Origin of the sequence: Candidatus Thiodictyon syntrophicum (assembly GCF_002813775.1) — a bacterium.
GTDB lineage: Bacteria > Pseudomonadota > Gammaproteobacteria > Chromatiales > Chromatiaceae > Thiodictyon > Thiodictyon syntrophicum.
In genome coordinates this window covers 3,247,881-3,273,145 of record NZ_CP020370.1, presented here as the reverse complement: position 1 = coordinate 3,273,145, position 25,265 = coordinate 3,247,881, and the positions used below count along the sequence as shown (strand labels likewise).

The 25,265-nt window shown below is 69.3% G+C and carries 18 protein-coding genes and 1 pseudogene; 12 read left to right on the top strand and 7 right to left on the bottom strand.

From position 1 onward, the window contains the following. Positions 1-303: 303 nt before the first annotated feature. Complete coding sequence (locus THSYN_RS13795) at positions 304-1,797, bottom strand: DUF4139 domain-containing protein (protein ID WP_100919658.1); 1,494 nt, start codon at positions 1,795-1,797, stop codon at positions 304-306. Positions 1,798-2,212: 415 nt separating this feature from the next. On the opposite strand from THSYN_RS13795, the gene THSYN_RS13790 reads away from it, so the two are divergent. The 6 genes from THSYN_RS13790 (at position 2,213) to THSYN_RS13765 (ending at position 7,487) form a co-directional block, all read left to right on the top strand. After that, the gene (locus tag THSYN_RS13790; RefSeq protein WP_100919657.1) at positions 2,213-2,773 is read left to right on the top strand and encodes a hypothetical protein; all 561 of its coding nucleotides are present in this window, start codon (positions 2,213-2,215) and stop codon (positions 2,771-2,773) included. Beyond that, a complete protein-coding gene (locus THSYN_RS13785) occupies positions 2,659-3,942 on the top strand; it encodes an nSTAND1 domain-containing NTPase (RefSeq protein ID WP_335582516.1) in 1,284 nt (427 codons plus the stop codon). Before THSYN_RS13790 ends, THSYN_RS13785 begins: the two co-directional genes overlap by 115 nt. Before the next feature lie 99 nt (positions 3,943-4,041). Continuing rightward, complete coding sequence (locus THSYN_RS13780; RefSeq protein ID WP_157817655.1) at positions 4,042-4,845, top strand: formylglycine-generating enzyme family protein; 804 nt, start codon at positions 4,042-4,044, stop codon at positions 4,843-4,845. Positions 4,846-5,536: 691 nt separating this feature from the next. Beyond that, the gene (locus tag THSYN_RS13775; protein ID WP_100917720.1) at positions 5,537-6,823 is read left to right on the top strand and encodes an ISKra4 family transposase; all 1,287 of its coding nucleotides are present in this window, start codon (positions 5,537-5,539) and stop codon (positions 6,821-6,823) included. 39 nt (positions 6,824-6,862) lie between these two features. Next, positions 6,863-7,189, top strand: a complete 327-nt coding sequence (locus THSYN_RS13770) for a nucleotidyltransferase domain-containing protein (RefSeq protein ID WP_216644759.1) — start codon at positions 6,863-6,865, stop codon at positions 7,187-7,189. Continuing rightward, complete coding sequence (locus tag THSYN_RS13765; protein ID WP_100919654.1) at positions 7,182-7,487, top strand: hypothetical protein; 306 nt, start codon at positions 7,182-7,184, stop codon at positions 7,485-7,487. The genes THSYN_RS13770 and THSYN_RS13765 overlap by 8 nt, the downstream gene beginning before the upstream one ends. 747 nt (positions 7,488-8,234) lie before the next feature. Here THSYN_RS13765 and THSYN_RS13760 read toward each other — a convergent pair. The 4 genes and pseudogenes from THSYN_RS13760 to THSYN_RS13745 form a co-directional block, all read right to left on the bottom strand. Continuing rightward, positions 8,235-8,732 (bottom strand): formylglycine-generating enzyme family protein, encoded by a 498-nt coding sequence (locus tag THSYN_RS13760; protein WP_236848897.1) that lies wholly within the window; start codon positions 8,730-8,732, stop codon positions 8,235-8,237. Positions 8,733-8,928: 196 nt separating this feature from the next. Next, positions 8,929-9,042 (bottom strand): annotated as a pseudogene (locus THSYN_RS37280) (nSTAND1 domain-containing NTPase); the annotation flags it as partial. A gap of 150 nt (positions 9,043-9,192) precedes the next feature. Continuing rightward, the gene (locus THSYN_RS13750; protein WP_100919651.1) at positions 9,193-10,110 is read right to left on the bottom strand and encodes a TIR domain-containing protein; all 918 of its coding nucleotides are present in this window, start codon (positions 10,108-10,110) and stop codon (positions 9,193-9,195) included. Positions 10,111-10,329: 219 nt separating this feature from the next. Then, positions 10,330-10,650: a DUF1840 domain-containing protein gene (locus THSYN_RS13745; protein WP_100919650.1), complete on the bottom strand. Its 321-nt coding sequence runs from the start codon at positions 10,648-10,650 to the stop codon at positions 10,330-10,332. A gap of 193 nt (positions 10,651-10,843) precedes the next feature. Here THSYN_RS13745 and THSYN_RS13740 point away from each other — a divergent pair, with 193 nt between their 5' ends. Further along, entirely contained in the window at positions 10,844-12,517 is a 1,674-nt protein-coding gene (locus THSYN_RS13740) for a glutamine--tRNA ligase/YqeY domain fusion protein (RefSeq protein ID WP_100919649.1), read from the top strand. Positions 12,518-12,667: 150 nt separating this feature from the next. Here THSYN_RS13740 and THSYN_RS13735 read toward each other — a convergent pair whose 3' ends face one another. Then, positions 12,668-13,588: a Uma2 family endonuclease gene (locus THSYN_RS13735; protein WP_100919648.1), complete on the bottom strand. Its 921-nt coding sequence runs from the start codon at positions 13,586-13,588 to the stop codon at positions 12,668-12,670. A 348-nt stretch (positions 13,589-13,936) separates the two neighbouring features. On the opposite strand from THSYN_RS13735, the gene THSYN_RS13730 reads away from it, so the two are divergent. Beyond that, the gene (locus tag THSYN_RS13730; RefSeq protein WP_216644758.1) at positions 13,937-14,611 is read left to right on the top strand and encodes a uracil-DNA glycosylase; all 675 of its coding nucleotides are present in this window, start codon (positions 13,937-13,939) and stop codon (positions 14,609-14,611) included. Between the two features lie 242 nt (positions 14,612-14,853). Here the strand turns inward: THSYN_RS13730 and THSYN_RS13725 are convergent, their stop codons facing one another. Then, positions 14,854-15,153, bottom strand: a complete 300-nt coding sequence (locus tag THSYN_RS13725; protein ID WP_100919647.1) for a sll1863 family stress response protein — start codon at positions 15,151-15,153, stop codon at positions 14,854-14,856. A 361-nt stretch (positions 15,154-15,514) separates the two neighbouring features. On the opposite strand from THSYN_RS13725, the gene nadA reads away from it, so the two are divergent. The 4 genes from nadA (at position 15,515) to THSYN_RS33855 (ending at position 25,264) form a co-directional block, all read left to right on the top strand. Beyond that, entirely contained in the window at positions 15,515-16,561 is a 1,047-nt protein-coding gene (nadA, locus tag THSYN_RS13720) for a quinolinate synthase NadA (protein WP_100919646.1), read from the top strand. 261 nt (positions 16,562-16,822) lie between these two features. Beyond that, positions 16,823-17,488, top strand: coding sequence for a hypothetical protein (locus THSYN_RS13715; protein ID WP_157817654.1), 666 nt, complete (start codon positions 16,823-16,825; stop codon positions 17,486-17,488). A gap of 10 nt (positions 17,489-17,498) precedes the next feature. Continuing rightward, positions 17,499-21,446 carry an Ig-like domain-containing protein gene (locus tag THSYN_RS13710; RefSeq protein ID WP_100919644.1) on the top strand — a complete coding sequence of 1,316 codons (3,948 nt, stop codon included), beginning with the start codon at positions 17,499-17,501 and terminating at the stop codon, positions 21,444-21,446. Positions 21,447-21,451: 5 nt separating this feature from the next. Beyond that, the gene (locus THSYN_RS33855) at positions 21,452-25,264 is read left to right on the top strand and encodes a S8 family serine peptidase (RefSeq protein WP_157817653.1); all 3,813 of its coding nucleotides are present in this window, start codon (positions 21,452-21,454) and stop codon (positions 25,262-25,264) included. Position 25,265: the final 1 nt, after the last annotated feature.

The window sequence follows — 25,265 nt, the reverse complement described above, 5'->3', positions numbered from 1 at the left end:
AAGCGTAGTCCGTGCGGGGCGGATTGGGGACAAGTTAAGCGCTGTCGGCACTCAGCCGGACGGGGAATGCGCCCCGTCCGAAACGTTTTCCCCGGACTTGCGGACCCGCCGCACTGACCGACGACGCAATAAACCGCTGGGACGGGGCGAATGCCCCGTCCCGCCCGGAGTCCAAGGCTTCAGCCTTGGCGGGCTCCAAGGCTGAACGATGCCCATCCTGTCACCGCGGCGGCGGATGATGGGCATCGCTGCGCTCTGCCCATCCTACGGGAGTCTCGGCGCCTGGGAACGAAGGACAGCGACTCAGCGCCGCACCTGCGTCCGCCAGGTGAGACTGACCGCCCCCTCGGCCGGGACCTGGACCTGCCAGGAGGCGAGATTCGACGCCTCTTTGGTGTGGGGCTGGCTCTCCTGGACGATCTTCCAGTCGCCGGGGATCTCCTCCAGCACCTTGACGGTCACCGGGTCGGACTTGGCGTTCTTCAACTCCATGGCGAAGGACGCCTCATAGGCATAGTTGTAGGGGCCGGTACCCGAGAGCTTGTTGAATTCGGTCTGCTTGCGCCGGGCGGTGACGTCGAAGCTCTCGCCCAGCTTGAGGGTGACGGTCTCGTTCTTGGGGGTGTGGTCGATCGCGTCTTCACCGATGAACTGGGCATTGCCGCGGCTGTCCTTGGAATAGACGCGCACCACGCCCTTGGGCAGGGGAATACCCAGGCTGCCGCCCTTATTGAGGAAACCCATGGTGGAGGCGACCGCGAGCTTGGTCCAGCCGTCGCTGGACTGCGCCTGATAGAAATAGGGCTGGCCCCGCACCAACAGCTCGCGCGTCACCGGCACCAGCGGGGCCGAGAGCAGCGCCACCTGCTTGGTCTGGTTGTTGCCGATGTCGGTGGGGCGCGGCAGGGTATAGAGGTGGTATTGGTCCAGGGCCTCCTCCTGCGGCATCGGGGCCGGGGCCGCCATCGCCATGTCCGCCCGCATCATCCTGGCCTGCGGGAGCGGCTGGACCTGGTTGACCTCCCCCGCCACCAGTTGCACCTGCGCGCGCCGATAGGCCACCCCGCTGGCGTTGGTCAGGGTCACCCAGCCGCTGAGATCCATGCTCTTGCCGTCGGCCGCCAGGTCGGCCACATAGTCGGCCCTCCAGCCCAGGCCGCCGGTCAGATAGGACAGCTCGAAGTTGCCGCTGCCGGCCTTCTCCGACTCCAGGTGCAGGACCAGCGTGGGCTGGTCGCGCAGGTCCGCGGGCAGGTCGGGGAAGGCCAGGTGCCCGACCACGCCGGTCTCGATGCGGTCGGCATAGCGCAGCACCACGCCGTCGTTGGCGGCGAGGACGGTGGCGTCCTCCGTGGTGCGCTCCCCCGCGTCGTTGGCACGGATCACCTGGACCTTGCGCCCCAGGTATTTCTTGAGCAGGCTCGTCGGGGTGAGCAGGTCGAAGTCGAAGTTCTGCTCCAAGAGGCCGATCGGCAGGGCCCCGGAGGTCTCCGACAACAGGGCGGTCTCGGGGCGGATCTGGGCCGAGACACTGCGCCAGGCGAGCCGGTTCTCGCCCTGGGTCAGGGTGAGGGCGCGCAGGTCCTTCACCAGGGCCAGGTCCTCGTTGTAGATGGTCACGGCCAGGGCGCGTTGGGCCGAGTCGTCGATGCGCTGTTCCTGGGGTTTCACGTTGGTGTCGGCGGCGGCCATGGCGACTCCCGGGTGGGCGATGAGCAAGGCGACCAGGGCGGCGACGGACGGTCCGGCCGACCGCGCTGGGGTGGAGGCGAGACGGGGTTGCGTGATCTGCTGCATGGGGCTCCTGGCGCGGGTGGCCTGGTGTTGGGTGCGGTCGGCGGCAGGCGCGCGGGCTGGTGCAGGCCCGGCCCCCGGACACTGCCGCAGATGGACCGGAGGTCGAGGCTTCAGCCGGTCGGGTTGAGCCGACCGCGGGTGCCGCGTGAATCTACACCAGTTTTGCCTCCGACACAGCGCCAGGCGTGCGTGGGAGCGGCTTCAGCCCCGACGAGGCCGCGGCGGCTTGCGCGGTCGCGTCGCGGCTGAAGCCGCTCCCACAGCGTCGCTGCGCGACTTTCACGGTAAGCCTCGACCTCGCTCACCCCCCCAAGGCTGAAGCCTTGGACTCCGATGGGGTTGCAGCCTTAGACTCCCCGGGTGCCGACGCCTTGGATTCCCCCCTGTGATCCCGAGCCAATGACCCGCCGCGACCATGCCTAGCCAGGGCCACGCCGACCTGCCGGTGGCCGAGACCCTGCGCGACCTGCTGGCGCGCCTCCCGCTCTGGCAGCAGGAGCGCGACCGGCGCGCCTTGCTGGAGTTCGCCCTGGCGGGCCACCCGGCGCTGGCCGACTTCCGGCATGACGGTCAGCCCCTGACCGTCGCCTGTGAACTGGTGACGCGCCTTCAGCATCACGGCTACGCGGCGCTCGCCACCGGCACCCACCCCGTCTGCGCCCTGCTCCGCGAACTGCGCACCCGCGGGGAGCACGGCAACCCCGACACGGCCGCGCGCGGCGCCGTCCTGGCCCGCTTCTTCGGCTGCGACCCGCCGCCCCGGGTCACGCGCGCGGGTTCCCCCTACCCCAGTCTCATGGCCTACGACTGGGGCCGGGACCCGGGCCTGGCCGAACTCTTTTTCGGCCGTGAACCGGAGACCTGGTCAATAGCGTCGCCGGCCACTGGCAGGACGGGCGCCTGCGCGCGCGGGAGGAGGCCGAGCGGCTGCGCACCGACCCGGCCGCCTTCCCCGGCTTCCTGCACCGGCTGCTGAACGGCCGCCCCGCCTGGCTGTTGATCCTGGACCAGTTCGAGGAGGTCTTCACCCCGGGGGCCGAGGCCCACCGCGACGCCTTCATCGCCCTGCTGCTGCGCGCCGCGGCCGAACCGGGCTGCCGGGTCATCGCCACCCTCCGGGCGGACTTCCAGCCCCAGGTCATCGCCCACCCCGGGCTGTGCGCGGTGCTCAACGGCGGCGGGAGCTATTATGTCGGCGCCCCGGGGCCGCTCGCCCTGGCGCGCATGATCGAGGGCCCGGCCCAGGCGGTCGGCCTCGCCGTCGAACCGGCCCTGACCGCCCAACTGGTGTCCGAGGCGGACCGCGAGCCCGGCGGCCTGGCGCTACTGGCCGCGGCCCTGCAGGACACCTGGCTCGCCGGCCAGGACGAGGGGACCCTGCGGCTCGACCACTATGCCCGGGCCGTCGGCGGTATCAAGGGTGTCCTCAGCCGGCGCGGTCGGCGCGGCCTGGCGCTCCTGTGGCCGCAGGGGCGCGCGGCCCTGCCGCGGGTCTTCGGCCAGTTGATCCATGTGGACGCGGAGACCGGGGCCGCCACCCGCCGCCGGGTACCGCTCGACCGGTGGCCGCCGCAGGGCAGCGAGCGCCGCCTGATCGAGGTCTTCTCCCGCGACGCCGTGCGCCTGCTGGTCTGCGGCGAACAGGGCGGCCAGGCGACGGTGGAGGTCGCCCACGAGGCCCTGCTGCGCGAATGGCCGCGCCTGGCGGTCTGGATCCGCACCCGGCGCGAGGCCCTGATCCGCCGCGACGAGGTGCGCCGCGACGCCGCCCGCTGGGACGAGCGCGGTCGCCCGGACCACCTGCTGCCCCACCCGGAACTGCTGGCCGAGGTCCGCGCCCGGCTCGCCGCCGCCGGGCTCTGGGATGACCTGCGCCGGGAGGAGCGCATCGCCTGGTTCCTCGCCCAGGACGACCCGGCGGACCTGGGCGGTCTGACGCTGGAGGCCTTTCGCCGCCATGGGCAGGCCGGGGCCTTGGCGGCGCTGCCCCTGTTGGCGGACCTGACCAGGCCCGGGCGGACCTGGGAGACCAGCGAGGCCCTGGGCCACTGGGCCTTGGGGCAAGTGCCGGAGTTGGCCGCCTGGCTGCGCGCCGGGCTCACCGAGGTGCTCGTCCTGCTGGGCCATGAGGACGCCCTGAGCTAGCACCGCCGCCGGCTCGGGATCGGCGACCTGCTGGCCGCGCTGGGCGACGACCGGCCCGGTGTCGGGCTGGGCCCGGACGGACTGCCGGCGATCGACTGGGTGCCGGTCGCGCCGGGGACCCCCGCGTGGCAGACGCCGGGCGGCGTCTCCGCGGGCCGGCGCACCCCCGGTCTCCTGGCGCGGATCGGCCGTGCGCTCAGGGGCGCCGGACGCGGTGCCATCGGCCGGGTCGAGCGCATCGCCCGTTACCCGGTGACTAACGCCCAGTACCTGGCCTTCGCCCAGGCCCCGGACTACGGAAGCCCGCAGTGGTGGCGGGGCATCAAGGCGCCCGATCCGCTGCCGGCCCCCTGGACCCAGCCCAACCGACCGCGCGTCTGGGTCGCCTGGGTCGAGGCCATGGCCTATTGCCGCTGGCTCACCGCCCGCTGCCGGGCGGCGGGCCTGATCGCGGCCGGGGATCAGATCCGCCTGCCGACCGAGGTGGAGTGGGAAGGGGCCGTGCGCGCCGGGACCGGGCGGGAATACCCCTGGGGCGACGGGTACCGGGTCGGCCATGCCAATGTTGATGAGACTTCCCGTAAAGACGGTCCACACCACCTGGGGCAGACCACCGCGGTCGGTCTTTACCCCCAGGGCGTCTCCCCATCAGGGCTGCTCGACTGCGCCGGCAATGTCTGGGAGTGGTGCCTCAACAAATTCGACACCCCGGAGGACACCGATACCTCGGGCAAGGCAGGCCGTTCTTTGCGCGGCGGGTCTTGGCGCTACGATCCAGCCCTCGCGCGCGCGGTCTTCCGCCCCCGGAGCGACCCAGGCTTCCGCAACCTCTCCGTGGGCTTTCGTCTGGTGTGTGCGTGCCCCATTCCTCTGACCACTGAACCACTGAACACTGATCACTGACCTTCTGCTCACTCACGACCGCCGCCCCCGGCGGCGGTCGTCGCGGCGCGAAGCGCCGCCGCGCGCCAATTCATAATTTTTTTATGCTATTACAGCCCGGGACGCGCTCGGTCAAGGGCCTCGACCGCTTCTCGTTCCCACCCGCCGGCGTCACTGCCATTGCGTCAAGCCGCCGCGGCTACTGGGAGCGCCGCACCCCAGTGCGGCGCGGCCTCGGCCCAGCCCGCACCGCCGGAGTTATCCGCGAGAGCGCGCCGCACTGGGGTGCGGCGCTCCCAGGCCGGGCCGGACTGGCTGCAAGGCGCGCGTGGGAGCGGCTCAACCGTGAGGGTCGCGCAGCGACGCTGTGGGAGCGGCTTCAGCCGCGACGCGGCGGCGCAAGCCGTCGCGGCCCAGTCGCGGCTGAAGCCGCTCCCACCGGGTCCCGGCCTGACTTTCACGGTAGCGCCTCGACCGCCGGTGCGCAACGCCCGAGCCGGTGAGGCGCCGGCCGTCCGGGTACCGTTGCCGACCCGAATAGAGGCACAATCCTAACCGTCACGTCCGCGCAAGCGGACCGAATTGCCGAATCACCGCCCGTCGGCGGACCGGTCCCAGAACTTCAACCCTCCGCCACCGGGTGCGGCCTTGACATGATGTGCCTTTGAGGAGTATTTCGTAACCTTCTGTGACTAGACGAGAAGGTGCAGTCGTGGCGAAGGTAGTCAGGATCTCGGGTGACGAGGTGACGGTCGAGGTAACGGTGCGGCTCAGCGGTAGCCTGCTGGACATGGAAGGAGCCATCCAGGAGGCCACCAACGCGGTGGGGCGCTGCGCCACCGAGGAGGCGCTGCAGCGTTTCGACACCGACGGCAGTGCGATCCGTGTCGGCGCGATCAAGCTGACCGCGCGCGGGCGCGATCCGAAGGAGTACCAGACGCCTTACGGGCCGGTCGAGGTCGAGCGTTATGTCTACCAAAGCTCGCGCGGCGGGCGGATCTACTGTCCGCTCGAGCACCAGGCGCGGATCGTGCGCGGGGCGACCCCCCGATTCGCCAGTCAACTCAGCCACAAGTATGCGCAGCTCAACGTGCGCGCGGTGCAGACTGACCTTGAGCAGAACCACGGTCGGACGATCGCTACCTCGTATATTCAAAATGTTGCGGAGTGGGTAGGCACCATCGCCACGGCCAAAGAGGAGGACTGGGAGTACGCGATGCCGGCGCTTGAGACGCCCATCGCGACCGTCGTGGTCAGCCTCGACGGCGCCATGATCCCCATGGCCGACAGTGCGGGCTGGCGCGAAGCCATGGTCGGAACCCTCTCGCTTTACGACGGCGAGGGCGAGCGCCAGCACACCATCTACCTCGCTGCGGCACCCGAGTACGGCAAGCAGGAGTTCCGGCAACGCATGGAGCGCGAGATCCAACGCGTCAAGCGGCACCTCCCCGAGGCACTGTACCTGGGCATCGCCGACGGGGCGGCAAGCAACTGGCGGTTCCTCGAGCAACACACCGACCGCCAGTTGATCGATTTTTTCCATGCAACGGAATACGTGGGCAAAATCGCCCAAGCGACCCATCCGCAGCGCCACGCCGAGGGCCCGCGCGCGCAGTGGCAGAGCGCGCACTGCACGACGCTCAAGCACGACCCCGCCGCCCTTGACCTGCTCATCGGCGAGGCCGCGCGCCTGTCGCAGCGGCACACCCTCTCGCAGACGCTGCGCGACGACGTTCTCAGCGCTTGGACCTACTTCACCAACCATCGCCATCAAATGGACTACCCGGGCTTCGTCGCCGCGGGACTGCCGATCGGATCGGGCGTCACCGAGGCCGCCTGCAAGACCTTGGTCAAGCAACGGCTATGTGCCTCCGGGATGCGCTGGAAGAACAAAGGGGCCAAGATTGTGCTCAGCCTACGCGCACTGACGCAGACCACCGGACGATGGGCACAGTTCTGGCAGAAGATCGACCAGTTTGGGGCTGAGTGCTACGGTTAGGCACATTATTCGGAGGCCGCACCCCCGCCACCGGGGATCATGATGGACAGCCTCCCGACACCGCAGACGCTCGATGAGATCGCCGGACGGATCAGCGCGGCCCTCGCTCCGGAGCAGATCATCCTGTTCGGCTCCCATGCCTGGCGTACCCCGACGGCGGACAGCGACCTCGATCTGCTGGTCATTCTCGCCGATTCGGACGAGTCGCCCCACCGGCGTGCCGTGCGCGCACACCGGGCCTTGCGGGGGCTTGCCGTGCCCTGCGATATCCGCGTGCGCACCCGGGCCGAACTTGAACGGATCAACCCGGTACGCTCGTCGCTGTTGTATCGCGCCTTGACCGAAGGCCGGCGCCTGGATGGCTGAGGCCTTTACAAACCGGCGCCGCCTGGATTTCAATCCCGGGCGCCTTGCGGATGCAGATCAATCGGCGGAGTACAGCATGTTATCGGTCAATGCGATCTATGAAGACGGCAAGGTGACCCTGCTCGAACAGATACCGCGCGTGAAGCGGGCCCGAGCGATCGTCACCCTGTTGGACGAAGAGCAACCGGACAAGAGGGAACTGGACCCGGGTGTGTTCGACGACCTGATCGGTGTCGTGTCGGCCCGCCCTGACGGTTCGTTTGCGCACGACGAATACCTGGGCGCCCGGTCACGATGAAACCGGGCCTGTTCGTCGATACCGATAATGACCTCAGCACGCCCCCGTAGCCCGGATGGAGCGCAGCGCAATCCGGGGCCGGCCTCGCAGATACATGAGGAATCAGCGGGTTGCCGCGGGGACCTTGGTCATTATTCCGGCCACCTCGAGGGTGACATCTGTCGCGGCCTGGGGGCCGCTCCTACGCCGTAGGAGCGGCCCCCAGGCCGCGACGGGTTGCCGCAAGGGCGTGTGGCCGGAGTTATGATCACGGCCGCCGCGGGGACCTGGATTGCGCTGCGCTCCATCCAGGCTACGAACGACGAACTGCCATTGAGTTGAGCCGCAGCGGCTACTGGGACCGCCGCACCCCAGTGCGGCGCGGCCTATCCGCAGAACGCAACGCTGCGGTCGCTCGCGAGGCCGCGCCACACTGGGGTGCGGCGCTCCCAGCATCCGAGCGGGCTTAAGCGCGTGCGCTCGCTGGTGCGGCTTGGCCGGGATTATGATCAAGGCCGACCTCATCGACCGACATATCGTGTTGAAAATCTATGTGATCTTTGTGTCTCTGTGAGAGAACTGCTCTTTCTGGGGTGAAGGTCGCGCAGCGACGCTGTGGGAGCGGCTTCAGCCGCGACGAGGCCGCAGCGGCTCGCGAGGTCGCGTCGCGGCTGAAGCCGCTCCCACCGGGTGGCGGCCTGCCTTTCGCGGTGGGCCTCGACCTGCCCGAGGCGGCGGCCAGTGAGCAGAAGATCAGTGTTCAGTGGATCAGTGGATCAGTGGATCAGTGGTCAGAGGAATGGGGCACGTACACATCAGACGAAAGCCAACGGAGTAGTTGCGGTTGACTGGGATGTTCCAGTTGCGGCCGACCGCGCGCGCGACGGCTGGACTGTAGTACCAAGACCCGCCGCGCAAAGAACGGCCTGCATCACCGGTCGTGTCAGTATCGTCCGGGTCCGCGAATTTGTTGAGGCACCACTCCGAGACATTACCCGCGCAGTCGAGCAGGCCGTCCGGGGAGGCGTCGCGGGGGTAGAGTCCCACGGCGGTGGTCTCGCGCAGACAGAGCCCATCCGGGTCCGCGGGCGTCTCGTCGATATTGGCGTAGCCCTTGCGGTAGTCCTCCCCCGAGGGATAGAGGTGCGCCCGCGTGCCCCGGGCGGCGCGTTCCCACTCGGCCTCGGTGGGCAGGCGGATGACCGAGCGCGCGTCGATCATACCCGCCGCCAGGTAGCGGGCGGTCAGCCAGCGGCAATAGGCCATGGCCTCCATCCAGGCGACGTTCGCGCCAGGGTCTCGGCCGCGGCGCGTTCCAGGCCGATCTCATCGGCCAGGACGCGAAAGCCGCGCTCGGCCCGCAGTCGTGGGCGCTCTGGACCAGGCTGAAAAAGGCGTTGCCGTGGAAATTCGGGGTCATGGCGCTGATGGCCCAGTCGCGACAGCCGGCGATGGGATCCTTCCCGTCCGGCGGTTCGTTCAGGGCGCGCCAGAGTCCGGCCTTGACCAGTGACGACTTGCCGGACCCGGAGGGGCCGGAGACCACCAGCAGGTTGCCGGGGGCCAGGTCGCGCAGGGTCTCGATGAGGGCCGCGGTCTCCTCCTCGCGGCCGAAGAAGAGGCGGGCGCGCTCGCGGTCGCGGCCCCAGTCGTAGGCGAGCAGGCCGGAAGTTTCACCAACAGGTCGCGCAGGGCGGTGCGCATTGCGTCCCCAGCGGTGCTGCCGTTACTCGATTCCATTGCCGGCCCCGGCCGCGTCGGCGTTCAATTCGCACCCGAACGCGGCCGCGAGCCGCCGCACCGCGTCACCAATCGCCGGGGCCTGGTCCCACTTGCGCGTGCGGGCCTCGGCCAACAGGGCGCAGACGGCATGGCGGACGTCGGGCAAGGGGGCCGCGCTGTAATACTTGAGTTTCGACACGAGTTCGCCGGCCACGGTGAAGCCGTCGCCTTCCCAGGTGAGTCGCGCGGCGGGGTGCTCGCCCAAGGCCGCGGCCACGAACCCCCGCCGGACCGCCAGCAGGTCCCAATCGGGCAGGGCCACCAGCAGGTCGCGCAGCGGCGAGCGCTGTCGCTCCCAGGCCGCGGCGTCCATGGCTGGCCTCGCGGTCGATGGGGTCGATGGCGTCGCCGCGTTTGGAGTCGCCGGCGCCGGGTTCGGGTCAGGCGCGACCGGGGCCGCGAGGCATTGCGCCGCCCACCGGACCAGTTGCCCCCGCTCGGTGTCGCTCGCAAACGGCCGGAACCGATGCCAGGCGCGCAGCCCCGCCGGGACCGCCTCCGGGTCCAGGTCGTCGAGAAGGACCAGGCGGATGCGGGCGTTGCGGCCCGGCTCGTCGTAGAGGTATTGCCGCAACAGCCGCGCCTCCGCGGCCGACCCGCGGCCAGACCCGCGCGGGCCTGATGCCTCATAGGCGGTAAACCAACCGGCGGAGGCGATGACCAGCACGCAGGCGCAGTCGCGGGCGCAGTCCTCGCACCACTTGGGCCAGCCCTGGTCCGGTCCGCCGGGCTGGTCTTCCAGCAGGAACTGATCCAGCGCCACGGCCAACCCGGCCTGACGCAGGAGTTCGCCCAGGCGCCGGACCGCCTGGGCGTGCTGGGGGGTCTCCTGGCGGTAGCTGATGAAGACCTGGTTGCGCATGGGGGGGTGCCTCCTTGGGGCGGATCACCACAGAAAAAGCAGTTTAGCCGCAAATGAACGCAAATTGACGGAAATAATCAGAGACTTGGCCTTTACTGCGTGTTCACCGTCCGGGTGACGCCCGCGACGATGCTAACCAGCAGATTTATTTGCGCTTATTTGCGTTGATTTGCGGCTAAATGCTCTTCTTAGGATCACCGCTCCCTGCGGGCATCCGCCCTACGGGTTGTCCCACATCACGTTCTGACCGGCCGCCGCGGCGTCTTCCAGGAGTTTGATCAGCGGCAGGGCGCGGTGGCCCAGGCTCACATGGCGCTCCTCCCCGGTGTCCTTGGCGGCGGGCTCGCGCGCGGGGTCGAGCGGTACGTCCGACTGCTCGGCGACGGCCTGGCGCAGCCGCTCCAGGGCGGCCGGCACGTCGGCCGCCAGCAGGGCCCCGGGCACGGTGCCGCTCAAGCCCATGAGCTTCAGCAGGGTGACCGCCACCTCGCCGAACATGGTGATGTTGGCATGGGCCTGGGTTTCAAAGGTCACGAGCATGGGAGCCTCCCGGATCATCGGTCGCGGCCGGTGCGGCCGCCCGGCTACTCTAGCAAAGTCGCGCCGGCCGCACTGGATTCCATGGGATTGCCCCGCGCTTACCCACGTTGTGCCCCGGGGCGTTAGAATGGCAGCCTACAGGTCCACCGGACTACCCCTTGGCCCTCCCCTCCCCCCGCGGACCGCGAGCATCATGACTGACCCCGTCGATTCACCCCGCAGCAATTTCATCCGTCAGATCATTGAGGAGGACCTGGCCGCCGGCCGCCACCAGCGCATCGCGACCCGTTTCCCACCGGAGCCCAACGGGTACCTGCACATCGGGCACGCCAAGTCGATTTGTCTGAACTTCGGCCTGGCCCAGGACTACCCGGGGACCTGCAACCTGCGCTTCGATGACACCAACCCGAGCAAGGAAGACGAGGAGTTCGTCGACAGTATCCAGGCGGACGTGCGCTGGCTGGGGTACGACTGGGGGGACCGGCTCTATTTCGCCTCGGACTATTTCGAGCAGCTCTACGGCTTTGCGATCGAGCTGATCGGCAAGGGGCTCGCCTACGTCTGTGATCTCGACGCGGAGGAGGTCCGGCAGCACCGCGGCACCCTGACCGAGCCGGGCCGGGCGAGCCCCTGGCGCGACCGCCCGATCGCGGAGAACCTGGATCTGTTCACGCGCATGCGCGCCGGTGAGTTCCCGGACGGCGCCCGCAGCCTGCGCGCCCGCATCGACATGGCCTCCCCCAACATCAACCTGCGCGACCCGGTGCTCTACCGCATCCGCCACGGGGTGATCCATCACCAGACCGGCAGCGAGTGGTGTCTGTACCCGACCTACGACTACACCCACCCCATCTCCGACGCCCTGGAGTGCATCACCCACTCCATCTGCACGCTCGAGTTCGAGGACCATCGCCCGCTCTACGACTGGTGCGTGGACCACGTCTCGGTCCCCTGCAAACCGCGCCAGATCGAGTTCTCCCGGCTGAATCTGGAATACACGGTGATGAGCAAGCGGCTCCTGACCCAACTCGTCAGCGAGGGGCACGTCAACGGCTGGGATGACCCGCGGATGCCGACCATCGCCGGCCTGCGCCGCCGCGGCTACACCCCCGCCTCCATCCGCGACTTCTGCGAGCGGATCGGGGTGACCAAGGCCGACAACCGGGTGGAGATGGCGCTCCTGGAGAGCGCCATCCGCGACGACCTGGACGCCAGTGTGCCCCGGCGCATGGCGGTCCTGCGCCCGCTCACGGTCGTCATCGAGAACGTCCCGGAGGCTGAGGTCCAGGAGATGGCGGCCGACAACCACCCCAAGATCGCGGAGCTGGGGACGCGCCAGGTCCCCTTCGCACGCGAAATCGTCATCGACCGCAACGACTTCGCCGAGCAGCCGCCCAAGGGGTTCAAGCGCCTGGTCCCGGGGGGCGAGGTGCGGCTGCGCAACGCCTATGTGATCCGCTGCGAGCGGGTCATCAAGGACGCCGACGGGCAAGTCATTGAGCTGCGCGCCACCGCGGACCTGGACACCCTGGGCCGCAACCCGGAGGGGCGCAAGGTCAAGGGTGTCATCCACTGGGTCGCCGCCGCCTTGGGGGTGCCCTGCGAGGTGCGGCTCTATGACCGGCTGTGCAGTGTCGCGGTGCCGGGGGCGGGCGGCGGGAATTTCCTGGACGATCTGAATCCGCACTCACTCACCGTGCTCACCGAGGCCCTGGTGGAGCCCTCGCTCGCCGGGGTGGCCCCCGGGGAGCGCTGCCAGTTCGAGCGTGAGGGCTACTTCGTCGCCGACGCGGACGGCACGCCACAACGGCCGGTCTTCAATCTGACCGTGGGGCTCAAGGATACCTGGGGGAAGGCACAGCGCTAGCGTGCATCGCTAGCGTGCATCGCTTGACTTCCCGGCGGGGGCACACTGGGGAGCGAGCATCGCGGCTCCGGGAGGTGGCAACGCTGCGATGCACGCTTTGGTGAGGGGGCTATGGTGAGGGGCTTTGGCGCGACGCTGCGCTGGACGATGTCATTGGGACCGCAGGCGGACGAGCGCCTCCTCGGCCGCCCGGGCGCGCGCTTCGGCCTGGCGCAACGCGGCTTGCGCGGTGTCGGCGCGCGAGGTTTCGGCCTGGGCCCGCCGTTCGGCTGCCTCCCGGGCCTGTCCCTCGGCCGCGGCCCGCCGTTCGGCCGCTTCGCGGGCGCAGGCCTCGGCCGCGGCCCGCCGCTCGGCCTCCTGCCAGCCGGGCACCACGAAGGCGCGGTAAACGGGATCATCGCGCAGGGTCTCGTGGTCGGGGCGGCGGCAGAGATCGGTGAGGCGGAACGCAAAACCCGGCAGCACGCGCGAGTGGATCAGGCCCTGCGCGGGCGCGAGCGGGACATAGACCCCCGCGGCCGTGCGGGTGAAGAAGGCCTGACGCCCGGGCTCGCGGTGCAGGATGTAATACTCCGGGACGCCCCCGGCGGCATACTCGGCCTTCTTGACCACCGTGTCGCGCTCGCTGTCGGCGCGCTTCTTATCCGACAGTGCCTCGATGCAGAGATCGAAGATGCCGTGATAGGACGCCTCCAGCGGCAGGAGCGGCTGGGGATTGTCGTTGCGCACCACGCCGAAGTCCGGCCTGCGGATGACGGTGCCGGTCGGCAGGGGCAGCCGGAAGCCCATCTCCAGGGCGACGAGCTTGGCGATCGGCCGGGTCCGCAGAAAGTGGTCCAGGAGCAGCATGAACCAGTGATAGACCAGGAAGGTTTCGTAGTCGGACACGGGCTTCTCCTCCAGGCGGCCGTTGTTCCATTCATAATGGCGGTCGGACTCGAGGTAGTAGGTGTTCCAGTACTCCTCCTCGGAGCAGCAGCGGCCGGCCTGGGAGGGGGGCCCGGCAGGCGGCGGAGCGGGCGCCCGGTCCAGTCGGCCCCGGCGCCCTTCGGCAAGGATGGTCTGAGACATAGATGTTGCCACGGGCAGTGACGGCCATGCAGTCCAGTCTAGCACCCCGACCCGCAGTCGCGCAGCGACGCTGTGGGAGCGGGGTGCGAACAGAACTGATGTGGCGACCGCGACCCCGGGTACGCTGTCGTTGTCGTTGTCGTTGTCGAAATCGAATAATCCGACCACGATTACGACAACGACAACGACGCCCGGTCCGTGAGAACGTCCGGGAGCTGTAGCTGTAGGGTACGCGATGCGTACCCTACGACATGTGCGTTAACACATCAGTTCTGATCGCACCCTCGCGGCGCAAGCCGGTTAGGCTCCGCCGCGCGCTATGATGAAGGGCTTTGACGGGAGCTTACGATGGATGATGTCACCAGGGGGAACGCGGGCGCTCTGCTGGGCGCGGCGGATCGGTCGAGTCAACTCGCCGACCTCTACCGCGACCTGCTGCGCTGCCGCCGCTGCCCCGGCATGTTCGGCCCGCCGGTGCATGGGCAGGCGGTGTCCTCGCCGGTGATGATGATCGGCCAGGCACCGGGCACCAAGGAGATCGAACAGTGCCGACCCTTTTGCTGGACTGCGGGCAAGACGCTGTTTCGCTGGTTCGCCTCGATCGGGCTGGACGAGGCGCGGGTGCGCGAGCGGGTATTGATGAGCGCCGTGTGCCGCTGCTTTCCCGGTAAGAACCCCAAGGGCGGGGACCGGGTGCCGGATCGGCCCGAGGTCGCGAACTGCTCAGGCTGGTGGCGCACTGAGATGACGATCAGCCGGCCGCGGCTCATCATCCCGGTCGGCAAGCTGGCCATCGCCCAGTTCGCGGACCAACTGCCCGCGGGGGCGCGGCTCGACGGCCTGGTGGGTCAGCAATGGCCCTATCGCTGCGCGGGCGGGGCGACGGCGGACCTGATCCCACTGCCCCACCCGTCCGGGGCCTCCACCTGGTTCAAGATGGAGCCGGGCAAAGCGCTGCTGGCGCGGGGGCTCGGGCTGATCGCCGGGCATCCGGCGTGGCGGGAGTTGTTGGAGGACCGGTAAACTGGGGCGCACAGGATGGGTTTGCGGGTCGGACGGGGCATTCGCCCCGTCCGCCAGGTTTTCTGCGGACCCGCAGGCCTGCGCCTGGGATCGGCGATTGCAGAAGCGCTTGGGACGGGGCGAATGCCCCGTCCCGCGAGGGAGATGGGTTTCGCTGCGCTCTACCCATCCTACGGGCTACGGGCTACGGGCTACGGGGCGCGAGCCCCGGCTGGCCGGGACCCGCGGGGTTGACGGCAGACTCAGCTGAAGTAGGATTTGACCTTATCGAAGGAGTCCTTGGCGCCGACCTTGAACTCCTCCCACTTCGCCTCGGCCTCGTCCTTGAATTCCTCCCACTTGTCGTCGGCGGCGTCCTTGATCTCCTCGCGCCGGGCATGACCCTCGTCCCACTTGGCGCGCAGCTCGGCGATCTGCTCGTGGATCTTGACCTTGGCGTCCTCGGTGGCGGTCTCCGCCTTGCCGCGCAGGACCTCCAGGTCGCCCTGCCACTCGTCGAGTTGGACCTTCAGTTTCGCCAGATACTCTTCTTTCGTCTGCATGATCGTGTGATCCTCAATGGACGGAATTCGGATTGGGAAACCTAACGCCGGCGCCAGGCCGGCGGCCTATTATCCGCCAGGGACCGACACCGGTCCATGCCGCCGCGGGAACCTCTGGGGCCGGGTATGCGATGCGTACCCTACAGCGACCGGACCTTCTCACGGACTGGACGTCGTTGTCGTTGTCGTAATCGAACAATCCGATCACGACAACGACAACGACAACGACCAGCACAGCGTACCCGCGGCCGCTCCGTGGTGGTCCGGACCTCCCCGGGGCTCAGCCGCAGCCACGGGTCGGTGCATAATGGGCCTATTCCAATGCCTGCCGGACCCACCGGCCCCCGCCGAGCACCACTTCATGAGCAGCACCCCCGTCACCGCGCCTCCCCGCCCCCCGCTCCCGGTCCCGCCCCACCCACGGTGGCCGGCGTTGAGCGCGGGCGAGACCGACGCACTCAAGGCGCGCATCGCCGCCCTGCTGGCCGCCCAGGGCGCCGTCCTGGTCGCCCACTATTACACCGACGGCGACCTGCAATCCCTGGCCGAGGAGACCGGCGGCTGTGTGGCCGATTCGCTGGAGATGGCCCGCTTCGGCGCGGCCAGCGAGGCCCGCACCCTGGTGGTCTGCGGGGTCCGCTTCATGGGTGAGACGGCCAAAATCTTAAACCCCGAGAAGCGGGTACTTATGCCCGACCTGAAGGCGACCTGTTCACTGGACGAGGGCTGCCCGGCGGACGCCTTTGCCGCCTTCTGCGACGCCCACCCGGACCACACCGTAGTGGTCTATGCCAATACCAGCGCCCGGGTGAAGGCGCGGGCCGACTGGGTGGTCACCTCCAGCATCGCGCTGCCGATCGTCAGGCACCTGAAGGCACAGGGACAGAAGGTCCTGTGGGCGCCGGACCGGCACCTGGGTCACTATATCGAGCGGCAGACCGGGGCCGAGATGCTGCTGTGGGACGGGGCCTGTGTCGTCCACGAGGAGTTCAAGTCCTTTGCCCTGGAGCGGGTGCGCCGGCTGCACCCCAAGGCGGCGGTGCTGGTGCACCCGGAGGCCCCGGACGAGGTCGTGGACCAGGCCGATGTGGTGGGTTCCACCACCCAGTTGATCCGGGCCGTGGTGGACCTGCCCAACCAGGAGTTCATCGTCGCCACCGACGCGGGCATCTTCTGGAAGATGCACCAGCTCGCCCCCCACAAGACCCTGATCGCGGCGCCAACGGCCGGTGAGGGCGCCACCTGCGAGAGCTGCGCCCATTGCCCCTGGATGGCCATGAATGCGCTGCAAAGCCTGGAGCGCGTCCTGCTCACCCAGGATCAGGAGATCGCGATCGACGAGGGCGTGCGCCAAGCCGCCGTGATCCCGATCCAGCGCATGTTGGACTTTGCCCGGACCCATGCGTAGGGCGGCCCCGCCATGGTGCTCATGGCGCAGTGGCGATCGTCCTGCGGGCCTCCGGTGCAGCAGGCAGCGACACCGCGGCGAACAGGCCGGACCTCAGCCGGTGCGAAGCAGTGGCGACGGGCGGGCCGCCCATGATCCTAGTGTGATGGTTTGACATACGACGCCCACTACTGTAAATAATTGTAAGCAGAGGCCCGGAGGGAACATTTTCGACCGCTGCGGCAGTCCCAGCTGCGGTGGCGCAGCGCAACCCTGGTGAGGATGATGCGAAGCATAATCAATCTTTTATCAGCCGTGGCGCTGTGCCTGGGGCTGACGCAGTCAGCCGCCTGGGCCGGGCCATTCGTCAACGGCGCCTTTGCAAACTTCGAGGGCTGGACGGGCGCGGTACGCGACAGCGTGACTTCTAACCGGAGTCTGGTCGATCCGCCGACCGGACCCCAGTTTACGCTGATGAACGGCGGTTTCGCCAAGCTCGCGAACGACCCCGTCAACTTCGAGGTCTCGCTGTTCCAGTCCTTCGATCTCGACCCCAGTGCCCAGACACTCAGCTTCGACTACCAATGGGCGCTGACCGCCGCCGACCCGCCAGCGGATTTCGTCCAAGCGGTGTTGTGGCTTGCGGGCTTCACCAACTACATCGACCTGTTCCCCCAACCCCCCTTCGACACGAGTGCCCCAACCGGCAAGGACACTGCCAGCGCCGCGATCGGCGCCTTCGCCGGCCAGTCCGTCGTGCTTGAGTTCCTGTTGGAGGATGGCGATTTCGACGAAGCGGACTGGTTCGCCATCGGCAATGTCGCGATTGCCGCAGCCGCGGTGCCGCTGCCGCCAACCCTGGTGCTGCTGCTGCCGGGCCTCGGCCTGCTCGTCCGCCGCGCCGACTGGCATCGCGCCGGTCGTCGGCTCGCGACCCTCGTAACCTAAGGACGCCAGCATGCACCGCCCCACCGCCCGCCACCCTTCGACGCAACGTCCTGGTCCCCGCGGGTGGTTCGCGGCGCTGGGCCTGGTATTCGGTCTGCTGACCCTGGCAACACCTGCCGCGGCCGAGTTCCTGCCGGTCACCGACCCGGCGTTTAAGATCACCCAGGCGCGGCCCATCCTGGACAGCCGCACCCAGACCTTTCTGCTCGATGTCTCGGTGTCCAACACCGGGCGCACCGCGTTGCCCGGTCAGTACCGGCTGGTGGTCGCGAGCGCGAACAAGACCGCGCTGGAACCGATGGGTGCCACCGCCGCCAACGAGCCCTTCTACGGCCTGCTGACCGGCCAGGGCGCGGCCTTCGCCGCTGGTGCCACGCACAAGCGCCAGCTCAAATTCAGCGGCGGGCGTGGGCAACTGGTGGCGACGCTGCGGTTGGAGCGGGAGATTCCGGCGCCGCCGCCAAACCAGCCGCCGCGGGCCGACGCCGGGGCTGCGATCGCAGCCGTCGTCCCCTGGGACAGCAGCACTGTCGCGGTGACCCTGGACGGCAGTGGGTCGACGGACCCGGATGGCGCAGTCGTCGCCTGGCGCTGGACCGGCGCGCCGGACCCCGGCGACGTCGTGAATCCGACCCTGCCCCTCGCGCCGGGCAGCCATACCTTCACGCTCGTCGTCACCGACAACCAAGGCCAGGACAGCGCCCCGGCGACCGTGCAGATCACCGTGACCCAGGCCCCGCCGCCGAGTCCGCCGGCCCTGACCATCGTGCCGAACCACAACATCGCGGAGGGCGGGACGCTGGAGATTCCGGTCAGCGCCGATGACCCGGACGGCGGCGTCGTGACCCTCACCGCGGCTCCGCCGTTGACCAATGCCCGCTTCGACGCGACCCCGGGTCCGGTCGCGACCGGCCGCCTGAGCTTCAGCCCGGACTACACCCAGCAGGGCACCCATTACCTGACGTTCACCGCCCGCGACCCGGAGGGCTACACCCGCACTGCCGCGGTGCGGGTAGAGGTCAGCGACACCAACCGGGCGCCGGTGCTGGACCTGCCCGCGACGGCGACGGTTGCCGAGGGTGGCGTATTGAACGTGCCGATCAGCGCCAGTGACCTCGATGGCGATGCGGTGCGCATCACCGCCGACGCGTTGCCGGTCAACGCCGTGTTCGCCGCGGCGGCGGGGGTGCTGACCTTCGCCCCGGACTATGATCAGGCCGGGGAGTACCGGATCGACCTCACCGCCACCGACGGCAAGGTGACCACCGGACCCGCGACCCTGACAATCACCGTCACCGATACCCAGCCCGGCACCGGCCAGGCCCGCGAATTGGTCCTGCAGGTGGCGCCGGTGGGATCGCCCACGTTCCAGGCCACCCAGCGGGTGCTCGGGACCGTGAACGCCCCCGGCGGCCTGCCGCCGCTGCCGTCGCCGGGGGCCGGCGTCATCACCGGCCTGGTGCCGACCAGTGCACCCCAGGGCGCGACCCTGGACGTCCAGTTCTCCGGCGCCGCGGACGGCCGCTACGCGACCGCCTTCGTCGCCGGCGAGAGCCGGCTGGAGGCCGGCGCCGGCATCACCGTGGAATCCCTGACGGTGCTGGCGTCGAACCTGGCGGTCGCCCGCATCCGGATCGACCCGGCTGCCAACCCCGGACCACGTGCGCCGCGCATCGTCACCGGTGGCGCGGTCGCGGTGTCGGTGAACGCCTTCACGGTGGAGCCCGGCAGCACGACCATCACCGGCCTGATCCGCGACCCCGATAGCGGCGCGCCGGTCACTGCCGGTACCGTGGCCCTGTCCGGGACGAACTTCCAGGTCGCCCTGGGCGCCGACGGGCGGTTCACGCTGACCGGCATGCCGCCCGGCACCTACCAGCTCATCGTCAACGCCCCGAACCGGCGGTTCCTGAGCCAGACCGTGGAGACCCGGATCGGCCTGCCGGTGGCCGTCGGTGCCCTGGACGCCGCGGCCACCGTGTTCGACCCGACCTCGGCGCCGTCCATTAGCACCCTCAGCATCCTCGGGCGCGGGCTCGGCGACCCGGCGACGGTCCTCGACCCGGCCCGGCTGCGTGGCCTGATCACCGAGGCCCTGCTGCTGGTCGGCGGCGACGAGGCCGGCGTGCACGACGCCTACGGCAACCAGTTGAACCCCGCACTCACCGGCGATGGCCTGGTGTCCGTCACCGACACCGGGATCACCGCACTGACCGATGCGCTCAGCCGCGGCGAGGGCCTGTCCCTGCAGGCGCTGCTATACGGCCTGTCCGCCGGCTTCCGCTGGACCGGCAGCGGGTCGCCGGACCTCGGCGAATGGCTCGCCGGCCTGCAGGCGGAGATCGACGCCGCCTGGCAGGATCCGACCGCGCCCGGCAATGCCCTGGCGGTGCTGGTCTTCAACAGCGGGCGCACGCTGCTGCCGCAGGCCCCGGTGTTGTCGCCCTACACCCGGCTGAACGCGTTGCAGTCGCACCTGCTGCTGAACAGCCTGTTCACCTATGTCCACCTGCGCAAGAACGGTCTGCTCGGCCGCTTGGCCGGGACCATGCTCGCGGCGCAGACCACCCGCTACGATCCGACCATTGCGACGGACGCGCCTGTGCTCGAGCAGATTCTGCTCGCGCAGGTGCTGCCCGCGTCACCGCCGTTCCCGTCCGCCAATCGGCCCTTCACCCGCTTCTGGCGCAACTTCTTCACCTCCAAGGACGGCGTGATCCAGGGCCAGATTCAGGTCGGCATGGCCGAGGCGGCGGTGTCGGTGATGCTGGGCGGCATGCTGATGTCCAGCGGCTCGCTGCTCGGCACGCTGGCCGCGCCGATATTCCTGGCCGGCCCGGCCATCGACGAGATGCATGCGGCGATGATCAACGCCAATGTCGCGCTCCATGTCCCGGCTGCACCGCTGCTGACCGGGCTCGACCTGGAGACCCAGGAGGACGGCACCGCGCTGGTCAAGGCCGCCTTCCGGCGCAGCACCGGCGACGACCCCGCCCGGCCCGGTCGGGCCTTCGTCTACGATCTCTATCGGTTCCAGGGTGACCAGGTGCCGGAACTGGCGGCCCGCGGTCGCTTCGACGGCGGCGACGATCTGCTGCTGGTGGACCCGGACCCGCCGGACGGCACCAGCTTCTATTCCCTGCGGGCGACTCGCTACCAAGGCGTCGACCCGGACGTCGGCGGACCGGGCGGGGACTGGTGGCCAGCCAGCTTCGCCGGCGCCAAGTCCGTATTCGCCTTCGGGGCGCGTCGCCTGATGAGCGACTTCTCGGCGCCGCGGTCCCTCTACGTGGGGCCACTGGACTTCTCGGTGACCCTGGACGGCATCGAGGTGGACCCGGACCCGGATCGGGACATCGCCTACTACAGCGATGCCGAACTCGGCGCATTCTACCAGTTGATTGCCCCCGGCAGTGGCGTCGGCACCCGCGGGGCGAGCCGCATCCGCTTTGTCGACGCCGGCTTCAAGGCCTCGCTGCGCGACGGGCGCCTGATCGTCCAGGCGGGGCTCGCCATCGACAGCCTCGGCAACCTCTATGCGGCCAACCCGGCCTCGGAGGACGCCTTCGGCGGGCGCCTGTTCCGCTTCGCGCAACCCGACGGGGCGCGGAGCTTCACCGGCAGCATCAACTACTTCAGCCAGATGCTGATGTTCGCGCGGCCGACCCTGTCCGGGCCGATGGTGATCCGGCGCGCCGCCGATCCGGTCGCGGAGGATCTCTACATCGTCGACAACTCGACCATGCAGATCAAACGGGTGCCGGTCAACCAGCCCTGGGACCCGTTCCGGCGGGTCGGCCAGATCTGGGCGACGATCCCGCCCGACGAGCACTCCGCCGGGCGGGCCATCGACATGGCCTTTGACGGCGAGGGCCGTTTGTTCCTGCTGGACGGCTGGCGCGTGCTGCGTTTCACCGACGGCGTGCCGACCCTCGACGCCCTGTTCGAGCCGGAGTAAGCGCGATGATCAGGCGAATCCGTACCCCCCTTCAAGGCGCGCTGCTGGTGCTGCTCGCCCTCTGCGCATCGCTGACGGCCGCCGCGCCGCCGGTCATCGACTACTTCAGCCCGACGGGCGGCCCGGCGGGCACCGAAGTCCGTCTGGTCGGTGCCAACCTGGCACCCGAGACGCTGACAGTCAGGATCGGAGACCTCGCCCTGGAGGTGCAGGGCGGCAGCGAAGAGGAGGTCAGGGTGACCATTCCGGCGGGCGCCACGACCGACCCGCTGCGGGTTCTGACCGCGGACGGTGAAGCGACCACCGCGGAGCCCTTCCTCGTCTCCCCGCTGACCCTGACGCTGACCCCGACGGCGGTCAATCTGCCGCTGGAACGGACCGCGCCGTTCACTGCCCTGGTCGCCGGCGGCCCGTCGGCGCTGGTCTGGAGCGTGGCCGGCGGCGACGGCGGCGACGCGGTGCATGGCACCATCACCCAGGGGACCCCGGCAATCTACCAGGCGCCGGACACCCTGCCGCCGGAGCCGGTGGTGCGGGTCGCGGTGCGGGCGGTGGCCAACCCGGCGGTGCAGGCGATTGCCGAGGTGCGCCTGATCGACCCCGCGGGGGGCGTGCCGGACCTGCCGCTGACCCCGGCGGACCCGGCCCACTTCAGCGTGGAGCCCGAGATCTTCCAGCCCGTCTCCCGCACCCGGCTGATGGTCATGCTGCGCGAGGGGGCAAGCCTCGGCCCGGTGCTCACCGCGTCGGCCGCCGCCAACGCGCGGGTGGTGGGCGGCCTCCCGGCCATCGGCACGGCGTATATCGAGATCCCGGACAGCAACGATCACAGCGCGATCCGGGCCCTCGTGGCGACGCTGGCGGCGCTGCCGGCGGTCGAGGCGGTGGCCCACGATGCGCTGATCAGCGCCACGGCGCTGCCACCGGCCACGCCCGGCACGCTGAAGGTACTGCGTGAGAAACAGGTCTACGACTTCGCAACGGACTTCATTTGGGACTGGACCCTGGCCCCGTCCCGCGGCAACTGGGGGCTGGAATACGCCAACTTCCCGCAGGTCTGGAACCTGAAGGCGCATGTGGGCAAGTTCGACCGCCGCATCGAGGTCGGACTGTCGGATACCCGCACCTTTCGCATCCACCCGGACCTGAGCGGCACGGTGATTTGGGAGGGTGTGACCGACCAGACCGTCACCGAGGGCCACGGCAGCCATGTGGCCGGCACCATCGCCGCCACTTGGGGGGACGGCAAGGGGATCGACGGCGCCTCGCCGTTCGCGGTGATTGCCAGTCAGCCGAGCAACGGTGGCATCGGGATGGGCACCTGGGGGGCGTTCTTCACCAGCCTTGGGGACATGCTCTATGGGCAGATGCGCCGCCTCATCCACGCCCGCCCGGATGTGCGGGTGATCAACAGCAGCCAGGGCTACAACTGGAAGAAGAATGGCCGCAAGAACTGGACCTACGATGGCAACGGGGATGGTAACTACACCGACCCCGGTGACTACTATCTGCCGGCCCTGTTCTCCGGTCAGCCGGACCCCGCCGCCGGTGGTGAGATACGCTTGACCCGCGTGCCCTCGACGCCGGACAACAATCCGGTGATCCGCGCCTTTGTGGAGGCCCAGGGCAAGATCGCCCGGCGCGTGGCTTGGTGGGCGGACCCAACCCGTCATCCGGAGTCCGGCCGCAACGTGATGTTTGTGGTCTCCGCTGGCAATGACCGCTGGGACATCGCCGGCCAGCTCCACTCCGATCCGGCTCAGTTTGATGACCCGAACATTCCGGTCCGGGCCGCGCAATGGAATGTGATCAGCGCCCAGTACAACAGCCCCATGGCCTGGGCGGCCTACAACGGCGCGGGCAACGTCATTGTCGTTGAGGCCCTGGACAAGACCGATAACCGGGCAAACATCATTCGGGCCGAATTTTCCGGCATCGCCAATAACATGGTCGGTGCGCAGTTCTACTTCAGCGCCCCCGGCGTGGATGTGCTGAGCTCGGTGCCCCTGTGGGAGAAGCCGGACGGCACCTTTACCGATGAGGCGGCCACCGGCGCGAGCCGCTTCAGCGGCTATGCCGAGTACAGCGGCACCTCCATGGCCGCACCCCATGTCAGCGGTCTGGTCGCGTGGCTGCTGTCCGTCGACCCGGAACTCACCACCGCCCAGGTGCTGGAGTGTCTGCGCCAAACCAGCCGTGGCGGCGGTGGGGCGGCCCCGGCCATCGATGCCTTTGCTGCCATGGTCTACATCGACAGCATCCGCACCGCGGACCCCGGCAAGCGCAAGTGGGTGCAGAAGGCCCTGGTCAACATCGACGACGGCAGCCTGGACGGCAATGACCGGCTCGTCACCGCGGACGCCCACGGCAGCGGCATCGCGCCCCCCGCGGCGCCGACCTGGCGCATCGACCTGGCGGACTTCCGCCGCTTCCGCGATGCGCTGCTGCAGGTCCAGGCCCGCGGGGCCTTCCTGGACGGCCCGCTGGACAGCCTCAAGCGGGACCTGAACGGCGACCGCCTGATCCAGGCCCCGGCGTTGGAGAATGTCTACCCGCGCGTCGACTTCAACGGCGACGGCGTCGCGACCGCCGACGACCTGGCCGTCATGGCCGACCCGGACCTCTGGAACGACGCGCAGATCGACGACAGCGGCATGAACGCCGCGGCATTGCTCGCGGAGCTGACTGACCTCATCGATTCCGGCGACCTCAAGCTCGATCCCGGTACGCTGTTCGCCGGGGGCGGGATCGACCGCATCCACGTGACCGCAAAGGTCACGCTGGGGGGCGGCGTGACCAGGACCTGGCAGACGGACATCCTGCCCGAACACGTCGCCGGTGCCGCCGGCGATCTGCGCCGGGTGCTGACCGTCCCGTCCGGCAAGCCGGTGCGCATCCTGGCCGCCGGCTACCAGGGCGCGGTGCGGCGCTTCTTCGTGTTGCCGCCGGAGGCCACGACCACGCTCACCGTCGAGGCGGGTTCGGATCGGGAACTGCGGCTCGCGCAGGCCGATGTGCGGGTGTTCCCGGAGCAGATCGTCGGCCGTTACCAGACCAATCTGAACTTTGATCTGCGCTTTCAGATCGAGGGCGCATCGGTGGCGATGGACCCGGAGTTCTACCAGGTCGCCTTCACGGTGCCGCCGAACCTCGGGACCATCAGTGCGGCGTCGGTGAGCGCGGCGAGCAGTTTCAATCTCAGTACCGGCAGCACCCCGGGTCGGTACAGTTTCCAGGCGGTCGTCACCGATGCCGACGGCGAGTCGATCCTGCCGGCGGACCAGCCCGCGCTGACCGGCGCGGTGACCGTGCGCACCGCGGTGATTCGCGCACCGGCTGGGCTCGCGTTGGATAGCGTCGGCAACCTGTACGTCACCGACAGCGACGCCGGCACCCTGACCTTCATCCCGCCCGGCGGGGTCGGGCGCGTGATCCTGAGCGGCCTGGATCAGCCTGGCGACGTGGAGGTGGACAGTCGCGGGCGCTCGTTGCTGGTAGCCCAGGCGGAGGGCAAGGTCGGGCGCTATTACTTCGGCCTGACCGGCACGGTCAGGGACACCGCCGGCGCCCTGCTCACCGGTGCCTTGGTCCACGTGGAGACCCCGGCCGGCACCCTGCCGGGGGACGCGTCGCCCGAGAACGCCTTCCGTACCAACGACAACGGCGAGTTCCATGTGCCGGATCTGCTCGCCCCAGCCATGGGCGGTGGTGCCCCCACCGTGGTCGTGACGGTGAGCCATCGGGGTCAAACCAAGGCCTGGCCGGTGGCGTTGAATCCGGTCGGCCCGACCTTCGTCGAACTGGTCTTTACCGAGTAGT